Genomic DNA, 12,746 nt, shown 5'->3' with positions numbered 1-12,746 from the left:
AGATGAAACTTTATAATTTAAAAAATCATAGTGAACAAGTTAACTTTGAAACTGCTGTAAAACTTGGACTAGGACAACAACAAGGATTGTTTTTTCCAGTAAAAATACCAACTATTACACCTTTTGAATTATCAGAAATGCTAAAAATGGATTTTATTACAAGAAGTACTGAAATACTTTCTAAATTTATCGATTCTGAAATATCTAAAAATATATTATATAAACATGTAAAAAAAGCATTTTCTTTTAAAAAACCATTAAAAGTTTCAATTAATAAAAATATAAGTTGTTTTGAATTATTTCATGGACCAACATTAGCATTTAAAGATTTTGGAGCCCGTTTTATGGCTCAAATGATATTTCATCTAAATAAAAAAAATGAAAATTTTACTATTTTAACTGCAACATCAGGAGATACTGGTGCTGCAGTTGCACACGCATTTTATAAAATGAAAAATATTCGAGTAATTATTTTATACCCGAAAGGAAAAATTAGTTTACTACAAGAACAATTATTTTGTACATTAGGAGAAAATATAACAACTATATCAATTAATGGTAGTTTTGATGATTGTCAAAATTTAGTTAAAAAAGCTTTCGATGATAAAAAACTAAAAGAATTAATAGGTTTAAATTCAGCTAATTCTATTAACATAAGTCGTTTATTAGCACAAATATGTTATTATTTTGAAGCTTTTTCATTAATTACAGAAAAAAAGAGAGAAAATTTAGTTATATCTGTTCCATGTGGTAATTTTGGAAATTTAACAGCTGGATTGCTAGCAAAATCTCTTGGTTTACCGATTAAATCTTTTATAGCATGCACAAATGCAAATGATACTGTTCCAAGATTTTTACAAAATAAACAATGGAAACCCAAAAAAACTATATCTACAATTTCTAATGCTATGGATATTAGTCAACCAAATAATTGGCCTAGAATTGAAGAATTATTTCGTAGAAATAATTGGAACTTAAATGATTTAAGATTTGGAAGTGTATCAGATACAAATACTAAAGAAACAATTAAAGAACTTTTCCAACTTGGATATACTTCTGAACCACATGCTGCAATTGCATATAGATTATTAAGTGATCAATTAAAAGAAGATGAATACGGTATATTTTTAGGAACAGCGCATCCATCTAAATTCAAAGATACTGTTGAAAAAATTTTAAAAAATAGTGTTATTTTACCAAATGAACTTAAACATCGAATTAATTTACCTTTATTATCACATAATATAAATCCAGATTTTAATAAACTTAAAAACTTTTTATTAAATAAATAAATATAAATAATTAGAGAGGATAATTATTTTTTCCTCTCTAAAAAAATTGAAAATAAATGAATAAATATTAAGAGTTTATTTAAATATTTTAATTAATTTGAAACATTAAACAAAAAATTTACAATATCACCATCTTCAACTATATAATTTTTTCCTTCAATTTTACATTTACCCATTTCTTTAACTTGAATTTCACTTTTATATTGAATAAAATCTAAATACTTAATAATTTGAGCACGAATAAAACCTTTGCTAAAATCACTATGAATTTTATGAGCAGCTTGTATACTTGTGCTACCTTTAGGTATTGACCAAGCATGAATTTCTTTAATACCTACTGTAAAAAATGTTATTAAATTAAGTATTTTATAACCATATTTAATAATTTCATTTAGCCCTAAATTTTTTATATTAAAAGCTTTCATAAAATCTTTCTGTTCTTGTCTATCCATTTTAACTAAATCTAATTCTAAATTAGAAAAAATCGGAATAACTAAAGAATTATCTATTTTTGCTATTTCATTTAATTCATTTAAAAAAATTAAAGAGTCTTTATCTTCATTAATATTTGCAATATACATTGTTGGTTTTAAAGTTAAAAATCGAAAATCACTAATTAATTGTTTTTCTATTTTATTTAATTTTAATGTTTTTAACATCAAAAATTGCTTTAAATGATTCATGCATTTATCTAAAACATTTAATTTTTTTTCTATTTCTTTAACATCATTTTTTAAATTTTTTTTTAATCTTAATATAGATTTTTCACAAGTATCAAAATCAGATAATATAAGCTCAGAATTAATTGTATCAACATCATGTTTAGGTTTAATTTCATTGTAAATATGACTAATATTATCATCTTTAAAACAACGCACAACATGTGCAATGGCCTGAGTATCTCTAATATTACTTAAAAACTGATTTCCTAAACCCTCTCCTTTAGATGCACCTTTAACTAAACCAGCAATATCTACAAATTCTATATATGCATTTACTATTTTTTTAGGAGAAATAATTTTAGCAAGTTCGTAGATACGAATATCAGGAACGGAAACTATTCCAATGTTTGGTTTAATTGTACAAAATGGAAAATTTGCAACTGTAGAATTTCCTTTAGTTAAGGCATTAAACAAAGTAGACTTTCCAACATTAGGAAGTCCTATAATACCGCATTTAAAACCCATATTTATATACCTTAAAATAAATAATTTTATCGCATATTAAAAAAATAAAATAATTCATATTCAGTTAAGCAATATTACTTAATAGTATATAAGTTTCTTTTATAGCATTTTGAATAGATATGTTAATTAAATCAATTTCTTTTGCTATAGGCTCTGAAAGCACAAAAGATGATATTTCTTTTTTATCTTTTGGTCGACCAATTCCAATTCTAAACCTATAAAAATTTGTTTTATTATTAAAATTATTAATAATGCTTCTTAAACCATTATGACCACTATGTCCATAACTATATTTTAACTTTAATTTTCCAGACTCTAAATCTAAATCGTCATGTACTACTAATATCTCATTTAAATGAATATTGTAAAATTTAGCTATTTGATATACTGCACTACCATTAATATTCATAAAAATATTAGGTACAAATAAACGAATATTATTAGAATATATATTAATAGAAGTAGTAAAACCAAAAAATTTTTTTTCTTCTCTTAATAATTTATTCAAATGTTTTGATAAAGCGTAAATATACCAGGAACCTATATTATGACGTGTATTATGATATTTTTTTTTAGGATTAGATAACCCCACAATCATCTTAATAGTACTCAAAAATAACCCTTTAATATTTTTGTAAATATATAAAAACATATAATAATAAATATTATATGTTTTAAAGTATAAAATTTAAATATTATTTATTTAAATAATATAATTACTACTAATAAATCAATTCTTATTTTTGTAAACGACTATCAACTTTATTCCAATCTACTACATTCCAAAATGCTTTAATATAGTCTAATTTATTATTTTGATATTTTAAATAATATGCATGTTCCCAAATATCTAAACCTAAAATAGGTTCACCATAAGTATTTGAAATTAATTTTCCCATTAATGGATTATCTTGATTCGTAGTAGATACTATATTAAGTTTTCCATTTTGATTAACTAACCAAACCCAACCTGAACCAAAATGTTTCATAGCAACTTCTTCAAATCGATTTTTAAAAAGTTCAATACTTTCAAAACTTTTTTCTAATTCTAGTTTTATATTACTATTTAATACAGTGTTGATTTTTAAAGATTTCCAAAAAAAACTATGATTTATATGTCCACCTGCGTTATTACGTAATACATTCTTGTTTTCTAAACTTATTTCATTAAATATAGACATCAATTCTTCAATTGAAAGAGAATCAAAAGCAGTATCTTTTAATATAGCATTGGTATTATTAATATAATTTTGATGATGTTTTGTATGATGAATTTTCATTGTTTTTTCATCAAAATAAGGTTCTAATGCATTATATGCATAAGGTATAGCAGGTAAAAAATAACTCATTTTATTTTCCTATTAAAATATAAGGTATCATATGAAATTAAATTAAAAATTTCATCTTAAATATTATATTAAATTATAGTACAATTATTATGTAATAAACAAGAATCATAATAAATATACAAAATATAAAAATTAATTTTATAAAATGAAAACAATAATTTTTCAAATGAGATGTAAATGTCTACAACGCAAGAATTTAATTTATTAAGTAATCGATTCCGAAATTTTTATCCGGTAGTTATTGATATTGAAACAGCTGGGTTTAATCCGAAAACCGATGCAGTATTAGAAATTGCTTTAATCACATTGAAAATGGATAAATTAGGATGGTTGCATAAAGAAAATACACTTCATTTTCATATTAAACCCTTTAAAGGGTCTATTATTAACGCTGATGCTATTGCATTTAATAAAATTGATCCATTTAATCCATTACGTGGTGCTATTAGTGAAAAATTAGCAATTGAATCAATATTAGAAACAGTAAAGAAAGGAATTAAAATAGAAGGTTGTAGAAAGAGTATTATAGTTGCACATAACGCTAGTTTCGATCACAACTTTTTAATGGAGGTAATACAAAGAGTTAAAATTAAACAAAATCCATTTCATCCATTTGTTACATTTGATACTGCCACACTAAGTGCATTAGTTGTAGGAGAGACTGTTTTAGCAAAAGCATGCAAAGCTATTGGATTAACATTTGATAACAATCAAGCTCATTCTGCACTTTATGATACGTTACAAACTGCAAATCTTTTTTGTGAATTAGTTAATCGTTGGAAACGTTTAGGTGGATGGCCAATAAATATACGCAAATAAATACTATTTTAGATTTTATATATTTCTTCAATATAATTAAAGATATGACATTAATAATAAATTTATTTAAAATGTCATATCTTTTTCAAAACTAATTTTATAAATTAAATTCTATTTCTTATATTTTTTTATCGTTTTAGATATTAATTTTTGTAATTCTCCATTTTGGAACATTTCCATAATAATACTACAACCTCCTATCAACTCACCATCTATCCATATTTGAGGAAATGTAGGCCAATTTGCATATTTAGGTAGTTCTTGTCTAATATCTGTATTTTCCAAAATATCTACGTATGCAAATTTTTCTCCACATAATGATAAAGCTTGAACTGCTTGGGCGGAAAACCCACAACTAGGAGAGCTTGGTGTTCCTTTCATGTAAATTAAAATAATATTATCTTTAATTTGACGTTCTATTTTTTTAATTACGTCCATAATTTACTCCATGTCTAAAATTTATAAATCTACACAGCATTAAAAAATTTTAACTATAAACAATCTTAAAATATTTTATAGACAATTTTATTTTTTTTTGTAATACTAATAAATTAAATATTTATAATCAAAGTATGGGGCTGTTCTGGATTCGACAAAATTATCAAACAAATAAAGTGCATGCCGAGGAACGGTTTGCCTCGTAAAAAGCCGTAAAAAAATAGCTACAAATAATAAACAAAACTACGCATTAGCAGCTTAAAAAACTGTATAAAGCCCTTTATTCTCGAAATTAACTCTTTTATAACGAGAAATTTATTAAAGGTCATTTACTAAAGAGAAAACGTGAAAACAATGCTTGGTTGTCACACGATAATATTTATTCAAGCTATACTCCTAAAATGCGTTTTTCCAAATTAGGAGGAGAATATAATTAGAAAAGCTAAGCATGTAGGATCTTTATTTATAGAAATTTTGGACGCGGGTTCAAATCCCGCCAGCTCCAAAATTTTTAAATATTATACATTTACTCAATTTTTTCAATACTAAAATAAAAAACTTTATCTTTTTTAAAAAAAATATTTAATATTTTTTTTTGACATATATCTTCTTTAAATGGTTTACAAAAAATATAATGATAAGTATCACTAAAAGTATCAGAAATTATCGGGTTTCCAAAAATATAAATTATTTGTTCTCTTGTCATACCTTTATAATTTTTTTTAAACTTATTTAAACTCAAACAAAAATCATCTATATTATTAGAATTATAATTTTTATTGTCTAAAAATGAACAACTAGTCAATAAAAAAGTTATTAATAATATTTTAACTACAAATATTTGAATATTCATTAACAAATTTTTTCCTAGTACTTTATATAAAATATTATCAAAAAAAATATGTAATTTTTTAATTTTACACTAAATTATATTGATATATATTACATATTAAAAAATATTATATAATTTTTAAAAAAATTTTTTAGACCAATTTAACTTTGAAGTTAAAGTATCAAAATAATTATAGCTTTTTGGGTGAACAAGATTTAAATGATAATTACTTCTTTGAAGTACAACATGTTCATTTTTATTAACAGGTAAAACTATTTGACTATCACAACTAATTTTTAATTTTTTTTCTAAATTAGAAAACTTTAAACAAATAATACTATCACTTCTAATTACCAATGGTCGAGCTGATAAAGTATGAGGAAACATAGGTATTAATAGTATAGCTTCTAAAGAAGCTTCTATAATTGGTCCTCCTGCAGATAATGAGTATCCTGTAGAACCTGTTGGAGTTGAAATAATTAATCCATCTGAACGTTGTGAAAAAGCAAATTTTTCATCAATATAAACTTCAAACTCTATCATATGAGCTACATTTTTAGGATGTAACACAACCTCATTAACAGCTATACTAGATTTATAAATTTTTGATTTCTTATAAATTTTTACATCTAATAAAAAACGATTTTCTATAAAGAATTTTCCAGATAATACTTCTGATAATTTTTTAAATCGATTATCAGGATTTAAATCTGTTAAAAAACCTAAATTTCCTCGATTAATACCAATGATTTTAATATTAAAATATGATAAAATTCGAGCTGTAAATAATAAATTTCCATCTCCACCAATTACTATGGCTAAGTCACAAAGCTTACCAATTTCTATTAATGTAGCGGTTTTTGGATTTTTTAACTTTAATTTTTTAGCAACGTTATATTCAACAAAAACTTTATAACCTCTTTTAATTAGCCATTTATAAAGTATCTCGTGTGTTGTTAATGCATTAGAATGACGAGGACGTCCAACAATACCGATACAATTAAAATATTGCTTCATTGCATTAAAATCCCTAATGAATATATCTATTTAATTAATACATGAATCAACTTTGAAAGACATATTAAAAATTTATATTTAACTAATCAGTAATGTTTAAAACGGTGATATTATGGATACTGAAGAAAAACAATCAAAAAATATAAACATTGAAAAACAAGATATAAAAAAAGAAAAAAAAGAAAAACAAAATAATCATTCTGAAATTGAACAAAAAAATATAAATGAATTAAATAAATTAAAAGAAAAATTGTTAAATAATCAAAAAAAAATTCATGATATACAATTAAGACATTTAGCATTTATAGAAAATATCAAAAAAAACAATGAAATAGAAATAAAAAATATAAAAAATATAAAAAAAGAGGAATTTTTTAAAAAAGTTATTCCTATCATAGATGCATTAGAAGATACACTATATTTTTCTAAAAAATTAAATTTAGATAAAGAACCGTTAATACAAGGAATACAATTAACGTTGAAATCTTTATTAAAAATATTATATAAATTTGGAGTAAAAATAGAAGGAAAACAAAATGAAATTTTTAATCCAAAAATTCATGATATTATATTAACCGAAAATTCAACAGAAATACAACCTAATCATATTATTTCAGTAAAACGAAAAGGTTTTAGCTTCAAAACTATTATGCTTCGAAAAGCATTAGTAATAATTTCTAAAACTTAAAAAAATCTATATTTCTTAAATAAAAATTCATCCTATTAATTTAGATAAAAATAGAAAAAATTATTTAAATTTTTTCTATTTTTATATATTAATTTAAATATCAAACCAATTAATTTCTTTTTTTTTACATTTTATTAATATTTTATTAGTTTTAGAAAAATGTCTACATCCAAAAAAACCACGATATGCTGATAATGGAGATGGATGTGATGCTTTTAAAACATAGTGTTTACTAATATCAATTAAATTGTATTTTTTATGGGCATTATTTCCCCAAAGCAAAAAAATAATAGATTTTTTATATTTACTAATGCAAAAAATTACTTTATTAGTAAATATCTCCCATCCTATATGATTGTGAGATTTTGGCTTTCCTAATTCTACAGTTAAAATAGTATTTAATAAAAAAACACCTTGTTTTGCCCAGTTTTCAAGACAACCATGATTAAATATATAATTTTTTTTAAAATCACTATTTAATTCTTTATATATGTTTTTTAAAGAAGGTGGTATATTTTCATTTTTTGGTACAGAAAACGCTAATCCATGGGCTTGATTATTTGAAAAATAAGGATCCTGTCCAATAATAACTACTTTTATTTTATCAAAAGAAGTTAATAAAAAAGCATTAAATACATCTTTTGAAGAAGGATAAATTATTTTTTTTAAACGTTCTTTTTTAATATAATTAATAATATTAAAAAAATATTTTTTTTTTTCTTGAGATAAAATATCTTTCCAAGTTAAACTATTGCTCATAAAAAAACTCTTTTTTTAATTTAATTAAATAAAATATTTTTAAAAAATATAACTTTAATTCTAAAGGGGAAAAAAATGATTTTAGTTACAAAAAAAGCACCAAATTTTATAGCTCCAGCAGTTTTAAGTAATGGTGAAATCATTAATAATTTTGATTTAAAGAAATACTCTAATGGTCAATCAGTTATGTTATTTTTTTGGCCTATGGATTTTACTTTTGTATGTCCTTCTGAAATTATGGAATTTAATAAATCTTATGAAAAGTTTCAAAAACGAAATGTAAAAATTGTAGGTGTATCTATTGATAGTGTTTTTGTACATCAGGCATGGCAAAATACTCTCCCTAAAAATGGAGGAATCGGAAAAATTAAATTTCCCATGATATCTGATATCAAACATGAAATTCAAAAATCTTATGGTATTGAACATCCAGAATTAAATATAGCATTAAGAGCTTCGTTTATTATTGATAAAAATTGGATAATACGTCATCAAGTTATTAATGATCTACCATTTGGACGAAATATAAATGAAATAATACGAATGATAGACGCTATAGAATTTCATAACCAATATGGAGAAGTATGCCCTGCAAATTGGGAACCAGGAAAAGATGGAATAACTACTTCTTTAAAAGGAATTTCTTCATATTTAAATAAACATTTTTCTTAAAAATTATTATTATGTTTAAAGTCAGCAAAAAAATATGCTGGCTTTATTTAAATTTTTAAATTTAAAAAAAATTTTATATCAAATATTTTATTTTAAATAATTAAATAAAATTATCATCATTAATGTCATCCATATCATCGTTTATACCGCTAATTTCATTAATATGATTATCATCAAAATTAGATATATTTTCATCTGCATAAGGATGATGTTGATCATTGTAATCAATTAAGTTGTGTTCATTATCTGTATGAAATTCATTTGCTTCTATATTAGATATAGAAGATTCATTAATGGTATCGAATATTTCTTCTTCAGGTTTGCTATGATTAAAAACATTCATTAACATATTACCTAAAATCATTCCTCCTGCTACACCAGTTGCAGTTTGCAAAGCATTTTTAATAAACCCACTATTACTACCACTGCTATTACTATTACTTATAGCTGAAGAAGATGCTGGTAAGGGATTATAAGAACCTGAAATATTTTGATTTTTTCCCCAAATATTATTAGATGTTTCTGAAGAAATAGGTTCTTTTCTAAAAAAACTAGATAAAAAACTAGGTTTTTTAATAACCTTATTTGAATTTAAGTTCGATATAGTATTATTTAATTCTTCAACTTTTAAACTTAATTTCTTTATTGCTGTTTCTTGGATTAATATTGTTTGTGTCATATAATAAGGAGAGTATGGTTGTTTTTTTACTAAATCTTGTATTAAACTATTTGCTTCATCATCTCGTTCAGAAGAATTTAATTCAGTATTTTTTAAACGATGAAACAAATTTTCTATTAATTTTTTTTCTTCATCTTTCATAAAAAGATCTCATATTTAATTAAAATAAAAAATATTATTTTTAATATTGTTGAATATTAATAAAATAGTTTTAATAAACTATTATTTTAATACTTTCATTTAAAATAAACAATATAAAAAATATTTTTAAATATTAACTAATTAATTAAAGTATATTTTTAAATATAGAATTTATTTCTTTCAATGCATCTAATATATTAATTATGTTATAATTTTTACTTAATTATTTTATTAATTCAAAAAGAGACAATAGTTATTATGAAAGAACTTGCACGAGAAATCATACAAGTTAATATTGAAAAAGAATTAAAAAGCTCATATTTAGACTATGCTATGTCCGTTATAGTCGGTAGAGCTTTACCTGACGTTCGAGATGGTTTAAAGCCAGTTCATCGAAGAATACTTTTTGCAATGTATATATTAAATAATGATTGGAATAAATCATATAAAAAATCTGCTAGAATTGTAGGTGATGTAATTGGTAAATACCATCCACATGGTGATTCTGCTGTATATGATTCAATAGTACGAATGGCTCAAAATTTTTCATTAAGATATATGTTGATAGATGGTCAAGGCAATTTTGGATCCGTAGATGGAGATGCAGCAGCAGCTATGAGATATACAGAAATTCGAATGTCTAAAATAGCTCATGAATTATTAGCAGATCTCGAAAAAAACACCGTTGAATTTGTTCCTAATTATGATGGAACTGAGTATATTCCTGAAATATTACCATCTAAAATACCAAATCTTTTAATTAATGGATCATCTGGAATAGCTGTTGGAATGGCAACAAATATTCCACCTCATAATTTATATGAAGTAATTAATGGATGTTTAGCCTATATAGAAAACAACAACATTACGTTACAAGAATTAATAAAATACATTCCAGGACCAGATTTTCCAACAGCTGGGATTATTAATGGAAAAACAGGTATTGAAGAAGCATATCGTACTGGAAAGGGAAAAATCTATATTCGTGCACGTAATAAAATTGAAAAAAATAAAAAAAATAATAAAGAAACAATCGTTTTTTATGAAATCCCTTACCAAGTAAATAAATCACGTTTAATAGAAAAAATAGCTGAGTTAGTAAAAGATAAGAGAATTGATGGTATTACAGCTTTACGTGATGAATCTGACAAAGATGGAATGAGAATTGTAATTGAAATTAAAAAAGAAGCTTTATCAGAAATAATTTTAAATCAATTATATTCTCTTACGCAACTACAAATTTCTTTTGGAATAAATATGGTTGCATTATGTCGTGGACAACCAAAAACATTACCTTTAAAAGAAATAATTCAATATTTTATATCACATAGAAAAGAAATAGTCACACGTCGTAGTATTTTTGAGTTAAAAAAAGCGCTTAAACGTACTCATATTCTTGAAGGATTAAGTGTTGCTTTAACAAATATCAATCTTATTATTGATTTAATTAAAAATTCTAAAAATTTAATAGAAGCAAAAAAAAATATTATAGAAACAAAATGGATGTATAAAAATATACAATGTAACACTCAAAATATTACAGCAATAAAAAAAATAAACGAAAAAAATAATTATTACTGCTTTAGTAAAAAGCAAGCGCAAGCTATTTTAGATTTAAAATTACAAAGACTAACTAATTTAGAGCAAAATAAAATTGTTTTAGAATATAATAATTTAATAAATAAAACTATCGAATTAAAAGAAATATTAAAAAACCCAAATCGTATGCTGGAAGTTATTAAAGAAGAATTACTTTTAATACAATGTAATTTTAATGATAAAAGAAAAACAGAAATCAATGAACATCATAATGATATTAACATTGAAGATTTAATTACTCAAGAAGATGTAGTAGTTACATTATCTCATTCTGGATACGTTAAATATCAACCTATTTCTGATTATAACGCACAAAAAAGAGGAGGAAAAGGAAAATCTGCTGCTAAGATTAAAGAGGAAGATTTTATACAAAATTTAGTAATTGCAAACACACATGACACTATATTGTGCTTTTCTAGTCGAGGTATTTTATATTGGATGAAGGTATATCAGCTACCAGAATCTAGTAGACATGCAAAAGGTAGACCTATAGTAAATTTATTACCATTAAATAATAAAGAAAGAATTACAGCAATTTTACCTGTTCATGAATATAAAGATAATCTTAATATTTTTATGGCTACTTCGCAAGGTATAGTTAAAAAAAGTTCTTTAAAAAAATTTCAAAAACCTAGATCTGCTGGAATTATCGCTATTAATTTAAAAACTGATGATGAATTAATTGGAGTAGCACTAACTAATGGAAAAAATAACATTATGCTATTTACCCAAAATGGGAAAGTAGTTCAATTTTCAGAGAATAGTGTTAGAGCTATGGGTAGAACTGCTTCTGGAGTAAGAGGTATTAAAATACTAAAAAATGATAAAGTAGTCTCATTAATTGTACCTAATGAAAAAACAAGTATTTTAATAGCGACTAATAACGGATATGGAAAACGTACAAAAATTTCTGATTTTCCAATTAAATCACGTGCAACACAAGGAGTAATTTCAATAAAAATAACAAAAAAAAATGGAAAAATAATTGGTGCTATACAAGTAATAGATAAAGATCAAATTATGATGATTACTAACGCAGGAACATTAGTTAGAATTAGAGTCTCAGAAATAGGAGTATTTAAAAGAAATACACAGGGTGTAATTTTAACACGAACATCAAAAAACGAAAAAGTTGTTGCTTTACAAAGAATTGTCGAACCTATTGTAAAATCTATATAATCAAAATATATTAATCATTTAAATTACATAAACTAATACTTTTTTTAAATTCAAAAAATTTTTATCTAAAAAATTATGTCTGTACAACAGGTTAA

General features: G+C 23.5%; 13 protein-coding genes and 1 other RNA gene. 6 read left to right on the top strand and 8 right to left on the bottom strand.

The window, feature by feature from the left end:
* Positions 1–2: 2 nt before the first annotated feature.
* Positions 3–1,292 (top strand): threonine synthase, encoded by a 1,290-nt coding sequence (gene thrC, locus D9V62_RS00985; protein WP_158339957.1) that lies wholly within the window; start codon positions 3–5, stop codon positions 1,290–1,292.
* 92 nt (positions 1,293–1,384) lie between these two features.
* On the opposite strand, the gene ychF is transcribed toward thrC, so the two are convergent.
* The 3 genes from ychF to D9V62_RS00970 form a co-directional block, all read right to left on the bottom strand.
* Positions 1,385–2,479: a redox-regulated ATPase YchF gene (gene ychF / locus D9V62_RS00980; RefSeq protein WP_158339956.1), complete on the bottom strand. Its 1,095-nt coding sequence runs from the start codon at positions 2,477–2,479 to the stop codon at positions 1,385–1,387.
* Between the two features lie 64 nt (positions 2,480–2,543).
* Positions 2,544–3,077, bottom strand: a complete 534-nt coding sequence (gene pth, locus D9V62_RS00975; protein ID WP_187312798.1) for an aminoacyl-tRNA hydrolase — start codon at positions 3,075–3,077, stop codon at positions 2,544–2,546.
* A 139-nt stretch (positions 3,078–3,216) separates the two neighbouring features.
* Entirely contained in the window at positions 3,217–3,828 is a 612-nt protein-coding gene (locus tag D9V62_RS00970; RefSeq protein ID WP_158339954.1) for a Fe-Mn family superoxide dismutase, read from the bottom strand.
* A 177-nt stretch (positions 3,829–4,005) separates the two neighbouring features.
* On the opposite strand from D9V62_RS00970, the gene rnt reads away from it, so the two are divergent.
* Complete coding sequence (gene rnt, locus D9V62_RS00965) at positions 4,006–4,647, top strand: ribonuclease T (RefSeq protein WP_158339953.1); 642 nt, start codon at positions 4,006–4,008, stop codon at positions 4,645–4,647.
* Between the two features lie 111 nt (positions 4,648–4,758).
* On the opposite strand, the gene grxD is transcribed toward rnt, so the two are convergent.
* On the bottom strand, positions 4,759–5,085 hold the full coding sequence (grxD, locus tag D9V62_RS00960; RefSeq protein WP_158339952.1) for a Grx4 family monothiol glutaredoxin: 327 nt from the start codon (positions 5,083–5,085) through the stop codon (positions 4,759–4,761).
* Between the two features lie 136 nt (positions 5,086–5,221).
* Between grxD and ssrA the strand changes: the two genes are divergently transcribed.
* Positions 5,222–5,591: a transfer-messenger RNA gene (ssrA, locus tag D9V62_RS00955) on the top strand.
* Between the two features lie 20 nt (positions 5,592–5,611).
* On the opposite strand, the gene bamE is transcribed toward ssrA, so the two are convergent.
* Both bamE and nadK read right to left on the bottom strand, forming a co-directional pair.
* Positions 5,612–5,938 carry an outer membrane protein assembly factor BamE gene (bamE, locus tag D9V62_RS00950; RefSeq protein ID WP_158339951.1) on the bottom strand — a complete coding sequence of 109 codons (327 nt, stop codon included), beginning with the start codon at positions 5,936–5,938 and terminating at the stop codon, positions 5,612–5,614.
* 117 nt (positions 5,939–6,055) lie between these two features.
* Entirely contained in the window at positions 6,056–6,934 is an 879-nt protein-coding gene (nadK, locus tag D9V62_RS00945; protein ID WP_158339950.1) for an NAD(+) kinase, read from the bottom strand.
* Between the two features lie 112 nt (positions 6,935–7,046).
* Between nadK and grpE the strand changes: the two genes are divergently transcribed.
* Entirely contained in the window at positions 7,047–7,622 is a 576-nt protein-coding gene (gene grpE / locus D9V62_RS00940) for a nucleotide exchange factor GrpE (RefSeq protein ID WP_158339949.1), read from the top strand.
* Positions 7,623–7,715: 93 nt separating this feature from the next.
* Here grpE and ung read toward each other — a convergent pair whose 3' ends face one another.
* On the bottom strand, positions 7,716–8,381 hold the full coding sequence (ung, locus tag D9V62_RS00935; protein ID WP_158339948.1) for a uracil-DNA glycosylase: 666 nt from the start codon (positions 8,379–8,381) through the stop codon (positions 7,716–7,718).
* Positions 8,382–8,456: 75 nt separating this feature from the next.
* On the opposite strand from ung, the gene D9V62_RS00930 reads away from it, so the two are divergent.
* Positions 8,457–9,053, top strand: a complete 597-nt coding sequence (locus D9V62_RS00930) for a peroxiredoxin (protein WP_158339947.1) — start codon at positions 8,457–8,459, stop codon at positions 9,051–9,053.
* A 100-nt stretch (positions 9,054–9,153) separates the two neighbouring features.
* Here the strand turns inward: D9V62_RS00930 and D9V62_RS00925 are convergent, their stop codons facing one another.
* The gene (locus D9V62_RS00925; protein WP_158339946.1) at positions 9,154–9,873 is read right to left on the bottom strand and encodes a DUF2076 domain-containing protein; all 720 of its coding nucleotides are present in this window, start codon (positions 9,871–9,873) and stop codon (positions 9,154–9,156) included.
* Positions 9,874–10,131: 258 nt separating this feature from the next.
* On the opposite strand from D9V62_RS00925, the gene gyrA reads away from it, so the two are divergent.
* A complete protein-coding gene (gyrA, locus tag D9V62_RS00920; RefSeq protein ID WP_158339945.1) occupies positions 10,132–12,651 on the top strand; it encodes a DNA topoisomerase (ATP-hydrolyzing) subunit A in 2,520 nt (839 codons plus the stop codon).
* Positions 12,652–12,746: the final 95 nt, after the last annotated feature.

The organism is Buchnera aphidicola (Aphis helianthi), assembly GCF_005083845.1.
In the GTDB taxonomy this organism is placed as follows: Bacteria; Pseudomonadota; Gammaproteobacteria; order Enterobacterales; family Enterobacteriaceae; genus Buchnera; species Buchnera aphidicola_AW.
The sequence above is the reverse complement of the archived record's forward strand: the minus strand, read 5'-3'. Positions and strand labels throughout refer to the sequence as shown.